Annotated in this window: 9 protein-coding genes; 5 read left to right on the top strand and 4 right to left on the bottom strand. The window is 72.4% G+C overall.

Annotated features, from left to right (window positions below; all coding sequences use genetic code 11):
• Positions 1-222 precede the first annotated feature (222 nt).
• From Sdagh_RS12890 to Sdagh_RS12910, 5 genes are all read left to right on the top strand, one after another.
• On the top strand, positions 223-2,295 hold the full coding sequence (locus Sdagh_RS12890) for an alpha-1,4-glucan--maltose-1-phosphate maltosyltransferase (protein WP_226535092.1): 2,073 nt from the start codon (positions 223-225) through the stop codon (positions 2,293-2,295).
• Positions 2,292-4,001 (top strand): maltose alpha-D-glucosyltransferase, encoded by a 1,710-nt coding sequence (gene treS / locus Sdagh_RS12895; protein ID WP_226535094.1) that lies wholly within the window; start codon positions 2,292-2,294, stop codon positions 3,999-4,001. Before Sdagh_RS12890 ends, treS begins: the two co-directional genes overlap by 4 nt.
• Positions 4,002-4,100: 99 nt before the next feature.
• Positions 4,101-5,516, top strand: coding sequence for a maltokinase N-terminal cap-like domain-containing protein (locus Sdagh_RS12900; RefSeq protein WP_190077660.1), 1,416 nt, complete (start codon positions 4,101-4,103; stop codon positions 5,514-5,516).
• Positions 5,517-5,553: 37 nt separating this feature from the next.
• Positions 5,554-8,118 (top strand): 1,4-alpha-glucan branching enzyme, encoded by a 2,565-nt coding sequence (gene glgB, locus Sdagh_RS12905; RefSeq protein ID WP_190077661.1) that lies wholly within the window; start codon positions 5,554-5,556, stop codon positions 8,116-8,118.
• Between the two features lie 94 nt (positions 8,119-8,212).
• Positions 8,213-9,259: an amidinotransferase gene (locus tag Sdagh_RS12910; RefSeq protein WP_189414833.1), complete on the top strand. Its 1,047-nt coding sequence runs from the start codon at positions 8,213-8,215 to the stop codon at positions 9,257-9,259.
• Here Sdagh_RS12910 and Sdagh_RS12915 read toward each other — a convergent pair.
• From Sdagh_RS12915 to Sdagh_RS12930, 4 genes are all read right to left on the bottom strand, one after another.
• A complete protein-coding gene (locus tag Sdagh_RS12915; protein WP_189414834.1) occupies positions 9,256-11,475 on the bottom strand; it encodes a HelD family protein in 2,220 nt (739 codons plus the stop codon). The genes Sdagh_RS12910 and Sdagh_RS12915 overlap by 4 nt on opposite strands.
• A 187-nt stretch (positions 11,476-11,662) precedes the next feature.
• On the bottom strand, positions 11,663-11,992 hold the full coding sequence (locus tag Sdagh_RS12920) for a thioredoxin family protein (protein WP_306887608.1): 330 nt from the start codon (positions 11,990-11,992) through the stop codon (positions 11,663-11,665).
• The gene (locus Sdagh_RS12925; protein ID WP_189414835.1) at positions 11,986-12,387 is read right to left on the bottom strand and encodes a MerR family transcriptional regulator; all 402 of its coding nucleotides are present in this window, start codon (positions 12,385-12,387) and stop codon (positions 11,986-11,988) included. The genes Sdagh_RS12920 and Sdagh_RS12925 overlap by 7 nt, the downstream gene beginning before the upstream one ends.
• A gap of 129 nt (positions 12,388-12,516) precedes the next feature.
• Complete coding sequence (locus tag Sdagh_RS12930; protein WP_189414836.1) at positions 12,517-13,920, bottom strand: cation:dicarboxylate symporter family transporter; 1,404 nt, start codon at positions 13,918-13,920, stop codon at positions 12,517-12,519.
• Positions 13,921-13,997: the final 77 nt, after the last annotated feature.

Below are 13,997 nucleotides of genomic sequence, written 5' to 3' on the forward strand. Positions count from 1 at the left end.
GCGCCCCCGGACGGCAGCACGACGGCACGGTGTCCGTGTGGCTACGGGGCGGCTACGGGGCGCACTTGTGCGGAGAGGTACGCGTGAGTAGTTAACAAAGGGCCGGATTGCCCACCCGAAGAGTGTGGGAAGGCTCCTGCGGTACACGTCCGGCAGGGACCCCGCGCGACCCACCTCCCCACAGTCATCCGCCCACCCACGTTGACGCGGACAGGAGCGGTCATGCCCGCCACGCACCACTCGTCACCACCCCCCACCGCGCACGGCACCGCACCACCCCGCGGCGCCGCGCCGTCCCCCTCCGGCGGCTCACCGGCCGTCGGGCGCATTCCCGTACTGGACGTCCGTCCCCTGGTGCAGCAGGGACGCCGGCCCGCCAAGGCCGTGACCGGAGAAACGTTCCGGGTGTCGGCCACGGTGTTCCGCGAGGGACACGACGCGGTCGCCGCCAACGTCGTCCTGCGCGACCCCGAGGGCCGCCCCGGCCCGTGGACGCCGATGCGTGAACTCGCCCCCGGCACCGACCGCTGGGGCGCGGACGTCACCGCCGGGGAGCCCGGCCGGTGGACGTACGCCGTCGAGGCGTGGAGCGACCCGGTCACCACCTGGCGGCACCACGCGCGCGTCAAGATCCCGGCCGGCCTCGACACCGCCCTGGTCCTGGCGGAGGGCGCCCGGCTGTACGAACGGGCCGCGGCCCAGGTGCCCGAGGACGCCGGCCGGCACTCGGTGCTGGCCGCGGCCGAGGCGCTGCGGGACGAGACCCGCCCGGCCGCTTCCCGGCTGGCGGCGGCGCTGACGCCCGAGGTGGACGTGGTGCTCGCCCGGTATCCGCTGCGCGAACTGGTCACCTCCTGCGAGCCGTTGCCGCTGCTGGTGGAGCGGGAGCGGGCGCTGTACGGGTCGTGGTACGAGTTCTTCCCCCGTTCGGAGGGCACCCCCGAGCGTCCCCACGGCACGTTCCGCACCGCCGCCCGCCGGCTCCCGGCCATCGCCGCGATGGGCTTCGACGTGGTCTACCTCCCGCCGATCCACCCCATCGGCACCACCCACCGCAAGGGCCCCAACAACACGCTCTCCGCCGGGCCGGACGACCCCGGGGTGCCCTGGGCGATCGGCTCCCACGAGGGCGGCCACGACGCGGTCCACCCGGACCTCGGCACGATCGACGACTTCGACGCGTTCGTCCGCCGGGCCGGTGACCTGGGCCTGGAGGTGGCCCTGGACTTCGCGCTCCAGTGCTCCCCCGACCATCCCTGGGTGGACAAGCACCCCGAGTGGTTCCACCACCGGATCGACGGCAGCATCGCGTACGCCGAGAACCCGCCGAAGAAGTACCAGGACATCTACCCGATCGCCTTCGACGCCGACATGGACGGCCTGGTCACGGAGACCGTCCGGGTGCTGCGGCACTGGATGGACCACGGGGTGCGGATCTTCCGCGTCGACAACCCGCACACCAAGCCGGTGGTGTTCTGGGAGCGGGTCATCGGCGAGATCAACGGCGCCGACCCGGACGTGATCTTCCTGGCCGAGGCGTTCACCCGGCCGGCGATGATGCACACCCTCGCCCAGATCGGCTTCCAGCAGTCGTACACCTACTTCACCTGGCGCACCACCAAGGAGGAACTCACCGAGTACCTCACCGAACTCTCCGGCGAGGCCGCCTCCTACATGCGGCCGAACCTCTTCCCCAGCACCCCCGACATCCTGCACGCCTACCTCCAGCACGGCGGCCGGCCCGCCTTCGAGGCACGGGCCGTGCTCGCCGCCACCCTCTCCCCCGCCTGGGGGATCTACAGCGGCTACGAGCTGTGCGAGAACACCCCGCTGCGCGAGGGGAGCGAGGAGTACCTCGACTCGGAGAAGTACCAGCTCAAACCCCGCGACTGGGAAACCGCCGCCCGCGAGGGCCGCACCATCGCCCCGCTGCTCACCCGGCTCAACACCATCCGGCGCGCCCATCCGGCGCTGCGCCAGCTGCGCGATCTCCACTTCCACTCCACCGACAAGGACGCGGTGATCGCCTACTCCAAGCGGAAGGGACCGAACACGGTCCTGGTGGTCGTCAACCTCGACCCCCACCACACCCAGGAGGCGACGGTCTCGTTGGACATGCCGCAACTCGGCCTGGACTGGCACGAGTCGGTGCCGGTGCGCGACGAGCTGACCGGCGAGACCTACCACTGGGGCAGGGCCAACTATGTGCGCCTCGAACCGGGCCGTCGGCCCGCGCACGTCTTCGCGGTTCTGCGACCGTCCACCCCGCAGATCGGAGGGTCACCCACACCATGATCGTCAATGAGCCCGTGCCGGACACCTTCGAGGACACCCCGGCCAAGGACCGCGACCCCGACTGGTTCAAACGAGCCGTCTTCTACGAGGTGCTCGTCCGCTCCTTCCAGGACAGCAACGGCGACGGCGTCGGCGACCTCAAGGGCCTGACCGCCAAGCTCGACTACCTCCAGTGGCTCGGCGTGGACTGCCTCTGGCTGCCCCCGTTCTTCAAGTCCCCGCTCCGGGACGGCGGGTACGACGTCTCCGACTACACGGCCGTGCTGCCGGAGTTCGGTGACCTGGCCGACTTCGTCGAGTTCGTGGACGCCGCCCACCAGCGTGGCATGCGCGTGATCATCGACTTCGTCATGAACCACACCAGCGACCAGCACCCGTGGTTCCAGGAGTCGCGCAAGGACCCCGACGGCCCCTACGGGGACTACTACGTCTGGGCCGACGACGACAAGCAGTTCCAGGACGCGCGGATCATCTTCGTCGACACCGAGGCGTCCAACTGGACCTACGACCCGGTCCGCAAGCAGTACTACTGGCACCGGTTCTTCTCCCACCAGCCGGACCTCAACTACGAGAACCCGGCCGTGCAGGAGGAGATGATCTCCGCCCTGAAGTTCTGGCTGGACCTCGGCATCGACGGGTTCCGGCTCGACGCGGTGCCGTACCTGTACCAGGAGGAGGGCACCAACTGCGAGAACCTCCCGGCCACCCACTCCTTCCTGAAGCGGGTGCGCAAGGAGATCGACGCGCAGTATCCGGACACCGTGCTGCTGGCCGAGGCCAACCAGTGGCCCGAGGACGTCGTCGACTACTTCGGCGACTATCCGAGCGGCGGCGACGAGTGCCACATGGCGTTCCACTTCCCCGTCATGCCGCGCATCTTCATGGCGGTGCGCAGGGAGTCCCGGTACCCCGTCTCCGAGATCCTCGCGAAGACCCCGGCGATCCCGTCCGGCTGCCAGTGGGGCATCTTCCTGCGCAACCACGACGAACTGACCCTGGAGATGGTCACCGACGAGGAACGCGACTACATGTGGGCGGAGTACGCCAAGGACCCCCGGATGCGCGCCAACATCGGCATCCGCCGCCGCCTCGCCCCGCTCCTCGACAACGACCGCAACCAGATCGAGCTGTTCACGGCCCTGCTGCTGTCGCTGCCGGGTTCGCCGATCCTGTACTACGGCGACGAGATCGGCATGGGCGACAACATCTGGCTCGGCGACCGCGACGCGGTGCGCACGCCCATGCAGTGGACACCGGACCGCAACGCCGGTTTCTCGTCCTCCGACCCGGGCCGGCTCTTCCTCCCGACGATCATGGACCCGGTCTACGGCTACCAGGTCACCAACGTCGAGGCGTCGATGGCGTCGCCGTCGTCGCTGCTGCACTGGACCCGCCGGATGATCGAGATCCGCAAGCAGAACGCGGCCTTCGGACTCGGCTCGTACACCGAACTGCCCTCCTCCAACCCGGCGGTGCTCGCCTTCCTGCGGGAGTACGAGGACGACCTGGTGCTCTGCGTGCACAACTTCTCCCGGTTCGCGCAGCCCACGGAACTCGACCTCAGCGCCTTCCACGGGCGGCACCCGGTGGAGCTGTTCGGCGGGGTCCGCTTCCCGGCCATCGGGGAGCTGCCGTATCTGCTGACCCTCGCGGGCCACGGCTTCTACTGGTTCCGGCTGCGCCCGGACACCGCCGTCGGCCCGTAGCCGGGCAGAAGGGCCGGGCGGGGCGGTTTCCACCGCCCCGCCCGGGGCACGCAACAGTAATCGCCCCCCGCCGAGCCCCCGGGGAAGGGACGCGCCGCCATGCCGGAAGCCGAGACCCGCACCCTCACCAGCACCCCCGCCCTGCTCGCCTCGCTCGACCCGCTCCTGCGGGAGTGGCTGCCACGGCAGCGCTGGTTCGCCGGCAAGGGACGCCCGGTCACCGGTTTCTCGCTCGTCGCCGCCACCGAACTGCTGCCGGCGGCCGGACCGCCGGACGGCCGGTCCGACCGGCCGGGCCTGCTCCACGTCCTGGTCCGCGCCCACCAGCCGGCCGTGCCCGCACCGGGCGCCCCTGAACTCCCGGGCGACTGCTACCAGCTCCTGATAGGCGTGCGCGAGGCGCTGCCGCCCCGGTTGGCGCCCGCGCTGATCGGGCACGTGCGGCAGGGACCGCTGACCGGACGCACCGTCTACGACGCCCTGTACGACACCCGGCCCGCCGAGGTGGTCCTGGAGGCACTGCGCAGCCGGGCCCGCGTCGGTGGGCTCCGTTTCGAACGGGACCCGGGCCAGGAGATCCGCACCGGCCTGGCCCCGCGCCTGATGACCGGCGAGCAGTCCAACTCCTCGGTCGTCTACGGGGATAGGTTCATCCTCAAGGTGCTGCGCCGGATCGTCCCCGGCGTCAACCCCGACCTGGAGCTGCCGCTGGCGCTGGCCCGCGCCGGCTGCCCCCGGGTGCCGGCGCCGACCGGCTGGATGGTGGCCGACCTGGCCGGCGAGACCTGGGTCCTCGGCGTGCTCCAGCCGTATGTGCAGGGCGCGGCCGACGGCTGGGAACTGGCCCTGCGGGAACTGGCCAAGGGCGAGGACTTCACCGGCGAGGCGCGGGAACTGGGCCGGGCCACCGCCGAGGTGCACACCGCGCTGGCCCGCGCCCTGCCGACCGTCACGCTGGGCCGCAGTCATCTGGAGCAGCTCGTCGCCGGGATGGCCGAGCGGCTGGAGCAGGCGGTGCACGCGGTACCGGCGCTGCTGCCGTACGCGCCGGGGCTGCGCTCGGCGTACACCGCGCTGGGTGCCCTGGCCGCCGAGGGGCGGACCTGGACGGCCCAGCGGGTCCACGGAGACCTCCACCTCGGCCAGTGCCTGCGCTCCCCCACCGGGCGGTGGTCGCTGATCGACTTCGAGGGCGAGCCGGCGCGGCCGCTCGCCGAACGCCGGCTGCCGCAGCCGGCCGCCCGGGACGTGGCGGGCATGCTGCGCTCCTTCGACTACGCCGAGCACGCCGCCGACGCCCCGCCGCCCGGCTGGGCCGCGGCCTGCCGCGCCGCGTTCTGCACCGGCTACGCGCGGGCCGGCGGGGTCGATCCGCGCACCGACCCGGTGCTGCTGCGGGCCTGCGAGACGGACAAGGCGGTCTACGAGGTGGTGTACGAGGCCCGGCACCGGCCCGACTGGCTGTCGGTGCCGATGTCGGCGGTGCGCCGCCTGGCCGCGCCCGAACCGGTCTGACCTCTCTCCTCTTCCCTGTCCTTAGGAGGCTCCTCCTGTGACCCCCCGTCCCCCGTCCAGTGGTCCGGACCCGAAGAAGACGGCCGAGGAACAGAACCCGGAAGCGAGGAAGGCGAAGCCGAGGGCTGCCGCCGGGAAGAAGACGGCGGACACGACCGAGGAGCCCGCCGCCGCCGCGGAGAAGACGGCTGCCGCCGGCAAGAAGTCGGCCGCGGCGAAGAAGAAGACGGCCGCGGTGAAGAAGACGCCCGCGGCGAGGAAGGCGGCCGGGGTGAAGAAGACGCCCCCCGCCGGCCAGAAGACGGCCGCGGGGAAGCAGACCGCCGCTGCCGGGAAGACCCCCGCCCGGCCTCGGAAGGAGCGGGTCCCGGCCCAGCGCACTACCGCCGGGGCCCCAGGCGCCTCTGCCGCTCCCGTCTCCCCCGCCCTCTCCCCCGTCGACCGGGAGCGGCTGCTCACCGGTACGCATCACGACCCGCACACCGTCCTCGGCGCCCATCCCGTGCCCGGCGGGGTCGCCTTCCGCGCCTTCCGGCCGTACGCGCGGGCGGTGACCGTGGTCGCCGGGGAGTTCCGGACCGGCCTGAGCGACGACGGGGAGGGGTTCTTCTCGGGGCTGCTGCCGCTGCCCGCGGTCCCGGAGTACCGGCTGCTGGTGACGTACGAGAGCGGGGTGCGGGAGACCGAGGACCCGTACCGCTTCCTGCCCACCCTCGGCGACCTCGACCTGCACCTCATCGGCGAGGGCCGGCACGAACGGCTGTGGGAGGCGCTCGGCGCGCATCCGACGACCTGGCAGGGCGTCGCCGGCACCCGCTTCGCGGTGTGGGCGCCGAACGCGCGGGGCGTCCGCGTGGCGGGCGGTTTCAACTTCTGGGACGGCACCGGCCACCCCATGCGGTCGCTGGGCTCCTCCGGGGTGTGGGAGCTGTTCCTGCCGGGGGTCGGCGAGGGCGAGCTGTACAAGTTCGAGATCACCCGGCCGGACGGCTCCCGCACCCTGCGCGCCGATCCGCTGGCCCGCCGTACCCAGGTGCCGCCCGAGACCTCGTCGGTCGTGACCGCCTCGCACCACACCTGGGACGACGCGCAGTGGCTGGCCCGCCGGGCGATGACGCCCGCGCACGAGGCGCCGTTCTCGGTGTACGAGGTCCACCTGCCGTCCTGGCGGCCGGGACGGACGTACCGCGAACTGGCCGAGGAACTCCCCGCGTACGTCAAGGACCTGGGCTTCACCCACGTCGAGCTGATGCCGGTCGCCGAGCACCCCTTCGGCGGGTCCTGGGGCTACCAGGTCACCGGGTTCTACGCGCCCACCGCCCGGCTGGGCACCCCGGACGACTTCAAGTACCTGGTGGACCGGCTGCACCAGGCCGGGATCGGCGTCCTCATGGACTGGGTGCCGGCGCACTTCCCGCGCGACGACTGGGCGCTGGCGGAGTTCGACGGACGGCCGCTGTACGAGCACTCCGACCCGCGGCGGGCCGCGCATCCCGACTGGGGGACGCTGGAGTTCGACTTCGGGCGGCGCGAGGTGCGCAACTTCCTGGTCGCCAACGCCGTGTACTGGTGCGAGGAGTTCCACATCGACGGGCTGCGGGTGGACGCCGTCGCCTCGATGCTCTACCTGGACTACTCGCGCGAGCCGGGCCAGTGGACGCCGAACGAGCACGGTGGCCGGGAGAACCTGGACGCGGTGGCCTTCCTCCAGGAGATGAACGCCACCGTCTACCGGCGCTGCCCCGGCGTGGTGACCGTCGCCGAGGAGTCCACCGCCTGGGACGGCGTCACCCGCGCCACCCACCACCGGGGTCCGAGCGGGTTCGGCGGCCTCGGTTTCGGGCTGAAGTGGAACATGGGGTGGATGCACGACTCGCTCCAGTACATGAGCCACGAGCCGGTGCACCGCAAGTACCACCACCACGAGATGACGTTCTCGATGGTGTACGCGTACAGCGAGAACTACGTGCTGCCGATCTCCCACGACGAGGTGGTGCACGGCAAGCGGTCCCTCGTGTCGAAGATGCCCGGCGACTGGTGGCAGCAGCGCGCCGGCCTCCGGGCCTACCTGGCCTTCATGTGGGCCCACCCCGGCAAGCAGCTCCTCTTCATGGGGCAGGAGTTCGCGCAGGGCGCCGAGTGGTCCGAGGCGACCGGCCCCGACTGGTGGCTGCTCGACCCGCAGTACGGGGCGGAGGCCGACCACCGGGGCGTGCGGGACCTGGTGCGCGACCTGAACGCCGTCTACCGGGACTCGCCGGCCCTGTGGCAGCGCGACACCGACCCCGCGGGCTTCGAGTGGATCGTGGGCGACGCGGCGGAGGACAACGTCCTCGCCTTCCTGCGCCGGGACGCCGACGGCACCCCCCTGCTGGCGGTCTCGCACTTCGCCCCGGTGGTCCGCGCCGACTACCGCCTGGGCGTCCCCGACGACGTCCCGGCCTGGACGGAGGTCCTCAACACCGACACGGCCCGCTACGGCGGCTCCGACGTGACCCGGCCCGGCCCGGTCAAGCCCGAGCCCCAGGGCTGGCACGGCCGCCCGGCGAGCGTCCGGCTGACGCTGCCGCCGCTGGCGACGGTGTGGCTGCGGCCGGCCTGAGCGGTCCGCCGGCGCGCGCGGGCGAGTCGTCCGAGGGACCATTGCCAAGGGGGCGGAACAGTCACTTCCTCCGACGGCAAAGGTGTGTTCGATCATGGCCACAGCGCGGGCCACGGGCCGGATCGGCGTGACGCACGAGTGGGGCGTCCTCAGAGAAGCGGTGGTCGGCCGCGTCATCGACTTCCGGGTGCCGGAGCAGCTCGGCGCGGGGCTGCCCGGCACCCTGGACTTCCTGCCCGCGCCGACCCGGAGCCGGCTGCCGGAATGGGCGGGGAGACCGTGGTCCGAGGCGGACCCGGAGGGGTACGGGCGGGCCGTCGCGCAGGCGGACGGGCTGGCCCGGTTCCTGGCCGGCCGCGGGGTGGCCGTGCACCGGCCCCGGGAGCTGACCGAGGCCGAGCTGAGCGCGTACGGCCGGGAGGGCGACCGGTTCAGCATGCAGACGTTCGTCCGCGACCCGATGGTCGTCGTCGGCGACCACGTCATCGAGACCGCGCTGCGGCTGCCGGCCCGGTTCAAGGAGCGGTTCGGGCTGCGGCCGGTGTTCGCGGAGGCGGTGGCGCGCGGGGCGCGGTACTCGGTGATGCCGCCGCCGGCGCCGTTCCCGCTGAAGGAGATGCCGACGGCGGCCGGACCGTTCCTGGAGGGCGGCGACGTCCTGCTGTTCGGCCGGGACGTGCTGGTGGGGTGCGGCCGGGGCGGCACGGCGTCCGACCGGGCGGGCGCGCGGTGGCTGGCGGACCTCCTCGGGGACGGCTACCGGGTGCGGACGGTGCCGCTCAGCGAGCGGGTGATCCACCTGGACGACGGGCTCACCGCCGTACGCGAGGGGCTGGCGGTCGTCTGCCGGGAGCAGTTCCCCGAGGGGGTGCCGGACCCGGTCGCCGGCTGGGAGCTGATCGACGTCTCCCTCGCGGACGCCGTGGACCTGCTGGCGGGCAACAGCCTGGTGCTCGCCCCCGGCGAGGTGGTCGTCGACGAGCGGCTGACGGACCTCGCCGAGGCCCTGACCGCCCGCGACGTCACCGTGCACACCCTGCCCTTCGACGCGGTCACCGTGTTCGCCGGCGGATTCCGGTGCGCGCACCACCCCCTGGTGCGCGAGCCGGCCGTCAACAACGCTGCGGGTCGATACGGCTAGGCCAGGTCCACCAGCCCCTTCGGCAGCGGCTCCGAGTGGAGCACCCCCAGCCGCTGCGTCGCCCGGGTGAGGGCCACGTACAGGTCGCTCGTGCCGTACCGGCCCGGCTCGACCACCAGGACGGAGTCGAACTCCAGACCCTTGGACTGGCGGGGGTCGAGGAGGACGACCGGGCGGGTCAGGTCGGGCTCGGCGCCCGCCGTCACCCCGTCCAGCCGCGCGGCGAGGCGGGCGTGCAGGTCGCGGGGGGCGATGACGGCGAGGCGGCCCTCGCCCGGGGTCAGTTCGGCGACCGCCCCGGCGACCGCGGCCGGGAGGTCGCCGGCGGCGCGCACCCAAGGGCGCACACCGGTGGACCGGACGGAGCTGGGCGGCTCGAAGGCGGGGTCCTCGGCGCGGACCACGGCCGCCGCGACGTCCATGATCTCGGCGGGGGTGCGGTAGTTGACGCCGAGGCGGGTGTGCTCGTAGCGGTCCTCGACGTACGGGGCGAGGATCTCCGCCCAGGAGCCGACGCCGGCCGCCTCGGCGGTCTGCGCCGGGTCGCCGACCAGGGTCATCGAACGGGTCGGGCAGCGGCGCATCAGCAGCCGCCAGGCCATCGGGGACAGCTCCTGCGCCTCGTCCACGATGACGTGGCCGAACGCCCAGGTCCGGTCGGCGGCGGCGCGCTCGGCGGCGCTGCGGTGGTCGTCCTCCTCCTGCCGCGCGGCGAACCGCTCGGCGTCGATGACGTCGTGCGCGGAGAGGACCTCGGAGTCCTCCTCGTCCTTGTCCTCGAACTCGTACGTCCGTGAGGCGTACGACACGTCCAGCACGCCCTGCGCGTAGGCGATCCGCGTCTCGCGCTCGCGGGCGGCCCGGTCCCGGGCGAGGCGGTCGTCCTCGCCGAGGAGTTCGGCCGCCTCGTCCAGCAGGGGCACGTCGGCCACGGTCCAGCGACGGGTCACCGGGCGGCGTACCGCGTCGGCGTCCCCGGGCGGCAGGAACTCCTCCGGCGCGGCGAGGAAGTCCGCGACCAGCCGGCGCGGCGTGATCCGGGGCCAGAGCCGGTCGACGGCCGCCCAGACCTCGGGGTTCTCGGCGAGGTCGTCGCGGATCTGGGTGATGTCACTGGCGTCGAGGAGGCTGCCGCCGTCGTAGGGGTCGGTGCCGATGCGCTCGGCGTACAGGTCGGTGAGGGTGTTGAGGATGTGGCCCTCGAAGTGCTCGCGGGCCGCGTTGTGCGGCAGTTTCGCGGCGCGGGCGCGCTCGCGGGCGACGCGCACCAGGTCGTCGTCGAGCATGAGGATCTCGCGCTCGTGCTCGATGGCGATCACCGGGTCGGGCAGCGCCTGCCGGGCGCGGACCACCTCGGTGAGGACGTCCGCCATGCCGGCCCGGCCCTTCACCGCCGCCGCCTCGGGGGTGTCCGTGGCCGTCGCCCGCACACCGGGGAACAGCTCGCCGACCGTGGCGAGCAGGACACCGGTCTCCCCGAGGGCGGGCAGCACCTCGCCGATGTAGCCGAGGAAGGCCGGGTTGGGACCGACGATCAGCACGGCGCGTCTGGCGAGCAGCTCGCGGTGCTCGTAGAGCAGGTACGCCGCGCGGTGCAGGGCGACGGCGGTCTTGCCGGTGCCGGGGCCGCCCTCGACGACCAGGACGCCCCGGTGCGGGGCGCGGATGATGCGGTCCTGGTCGGCCTGGATGGTCCGCACGATGTCGCCCATGCGGCCGGTGCGCGCCGAGTTCAGCGCGGCGAGCAGCACGGCGTCGCCGGACGGGTCCTCGTGGCCGGTGCGGGTCTCGTCGCCGACGTCGAGGAACTCGTCGTGCAGGGCGGTGACCGTCCTGCCCTCGCTGGTGATGTGCCGGCGGCGGCGCAGGCCCATCGGGGTGTGGCCGGTGGCCAGGTAGAAGGGGCGGGCGACGTCGGCCCGCCAGTCGATCAGGACCGGGGTGCGCTCGGCGTCGTCGGCGCGCAGTCCGATCCGGCCGATGTGGTGGACGTCCCCCGAGGTGAGGTCGAGCCGGCCGAAGCAGAGGGAGCCGTCCACCGCGTTGAGCGCGGCGAGCAGTCCGGAGCGCTCGGCGACCAGGATGTCCCGTTCCAGCCGGGCCTGCATCGGGGTGTCGCCGTGCGCCAGGGCGTCGGTGACCGAGGACTCGGTGTCCCCGCGGAGCGCGTCCACCCGCGCGTACAGACCGTCGATGAATTCCTGCTCGTGGCGCAATTCATCGTCCGGAAATCCAGAGTTCGGCGTGTTTGACAATTCTGCTCCCGCCCGGATATCATGTGCACATGAACTTCTATGCGGCTCATATGTGTATAAAGTCGCGAACCACCTAATGTACGCAAGGAAATCCCCCGAGCGCAATTGCTCGGGGGATTTGTTGTACCCGGGGGCGGGTCCAGGGGGGTCAGAGCGCGTCCGACAGCTCCTGGAGCAGCCGCCGCTTGGGCCGGGCCCCCACCAGGGACCGCACCGGTTCACCCTCCCGGAAGAGCAGGAACGTCGGCATCGACAGCACCTTGTAGGCGTTGGTCGTCTCCGGATTGTGGTCGACGTTCAGCTGGACCACCCGGAAGCGGCCGGCCTCCTCCTGTGCCAGGGCGCCGAGCACCGGCGCCATCTGCCGGCACGGCGGGCACCAGTCGGCGGTGAACTCCACCAGCACCGGCAGCTCCGACGCGAGCACCTCCGCCGCGAAATCCGCGTCCGTCACCTCGGCCACCCCGCTGATCACCATGTCTCTCCTCCCAGTTCGCAGCGCGGCTCCGGACACTCCGCAGCCGCCGCCTCGGCCCGCACCAGCTGCGCGGCCACCGTGCCCCGCACCCCGCGCAGCTCGCCGATCAGCGCGTCCAGCTCCGCCAGCTTGCGCCGGTACACCGCGAGCGACGCCGGGCAGACGTCCCCCTCGGGATGGCCGGCCCGCAGACACTCCACGAAGGGCCGGGTCTCCTCCAGGCCGAAGCCGGAGTCACGGAGCGTGCGGATCTGCTCCAGGAGCCTGAGGTCCCGTGCGTCGTAGGTCCGGTGCCCGTGGTCGTCCCGGCGCGCGGGCAGCAGCCCCCGCGCCTCGTAGTACCGCAGCGTGCGGGGCGTGGTCCCGGCGCGTGCGGCCAGCTCGCCGATTCGCATGGTGACGAACGTAGGCCCTGACGCGGACGTCAGGGCAAGGGGAGGGAAGGGCGCGGGCGTGCGGGCGAGAGGTCCGGGCGGCTGGGCGACGGGGGGAGATCCCAGCCGCCCGGGGTTCTCGGGGGCGGATCAGGCCTTGGCCAGTTCCTTGTCGTCGCCCCGCTCGGGCAGGTCGGCGGCGTCCTCGTCGCCGGAGCCGCCGTGCCCGCCGTGGCCGTCGTCCAGCAGGGTCCGCTCGTCGAACGGCACCCGGCCGGCCAGTACCTCCGCCACCCGGGCCTTGTCGATCTCCTTGGTCCAGGTGCCGATCAGCACGGTGGCCACCGCGTTGCCCGCGAAGTTGGTCAGGGCGCGGGCCTCACTCATGAAGCGGTCGATGCCGACGATCAGGCCGATGCCGTCGACCAGGGCGGGCTTGTGCGACTGGAGGCCGCCGGCCAGGGTCGCCAGACCCGCGCCGGTGACGCCGGCGGCGCCCTTGGAGGCGACGAACAGGAACAGCAGCAGCGGGATCTGCTCGCCGATGGACATCGGCGTCCCCATGGCGTCCGCGATGAAGAGGGAGGCCATGGTCATGTAGATCATGGTGCCGTCGAGGTTGAAGGAGTAGCCGGTCGGGACGGTGATGCCGACCACCGGCTTGCTGACGCCCAGGTGCTCCATCTTGGCGATGAGGCGGGGCAGCGCCGACTCCGAGGAGGACGTCGACAGGATCAGCAGGAACTCCCGGCCCAGGTACCTGAAGAGCGAGAGCGCGTTGACGCCGGTGCAGATCTTCAGCAGGGCGCCGAGGACCACGATGACGAACAGGACACAGGTGACGTAGAAGCCGAGCATCAGCACGGCCAGGCTCTTGAGCGCGTCCACGCCCGCCGAGCCGGTGACCGCGGCCATCGCGCCGAACGCGCCGACCGGCGCCGCCCACATGATCATGGCGAGGACGCGGAAGACCAGGCGCTGGATGTGCTCGACGCCGCGCAGCACCGGCCGCCCGGCATCGCCCATCGCCTGGAGCGCGAACCCGCACAGCAGCGCGACCAGCAGGGTCTGGAGGACCTCGCCCTCGGTGAACGCCGAGACGATCGTGGTCGGGATGATGCCGAGCAGGAACTCGGTGGTGTCCTTGGCCTCCGCGTCGACCTGCGCGTGCCCGGTCTCCTTGACGGCGTCGGTGACCGCGAGGCCCGTGCCCGGGTCCAGGATGTTGCCCACGATCAGGCCGATGGCCAGGGCGACCAGCGACATCACCATGAAGTAGGCGAGGGCGATGCCGCCGACCGCGCCGACCTTCGCCGCCTTGCGGACCGAACCGATGCCGAGCACGATCGTGCAGAAGATGATCGGCGAGATCATCATCTTGATCAGGTTCACGAAGCCGGTCCCGATCGGCTTCAGCTCGACCGCGAAGTCCGGCGCGATCAGGCCGACGGCGATACCGAGGGCGACCGCGACGATCACCGCGATGTAGAGATAGTGCGTGCGGTCCCGCTTGGCGGGGGGTGCGGCTGGTGCCGAATCGGCTGCGCTGGTCACGGCGGCCCTCCTTGGCGACGTCGGTGTCACCGGCGTGCGGCTCACGTCCGGGGGTGGGGGAACCCGGTGACTATCTC

This window comes from Streptomyces daghestanicus, assembly GCF_020521275.1.
Lineage (GTDB): Bacteria > Actinomycetota > Actinomycetes > Streptomycetales > Streptomycetaceae > Streptomyces > Streptomyces griseoviridis.

Coding starts and splice junctions, on each gene's coding strand:
- Sdagh_RS12910 (WP_189414833.1), top strand. CDS start 8,213: ATGGCCACAGCGCGGGCCACGGGCCGGATCGGCGTGACGCACGAGTGG.
- Sdagh_RS12890 (WP_226535092.1), top strand. CDS start 223: ATGCCCGCCACGCACCACTCGTCACCACCCCCCACCGCGCACGGCACC.
- Sdagh_RS12900 (WP_190077660.1), top strand. CDS start 4,101: ATGCCGGAAGCCGAGACCCGCACCCTCACCAGCACCCCCGCCCTGCTC.
- Sdagh_RS12920 (WP_306887608.1), bottom strand. CDS start 11,992: ATGGTGATCAGCGGGGTGGCCGAGGTGACGGACGCGGATTTCGCGGCG.
- treS (WP_226535094.1), top strand. CDS start 2,292: ATGATCGTCAATGAGCCCGTGCCGGACACCTTCGAGGACACCCCGGCC.
- Sdagh_RS12925 (WP_189414835.1), bottom strand. CDS start 12,387: ATGCGAATCGGCGAGCTGGCCGCACGCGCCGGGACCACGCCCCGCACG.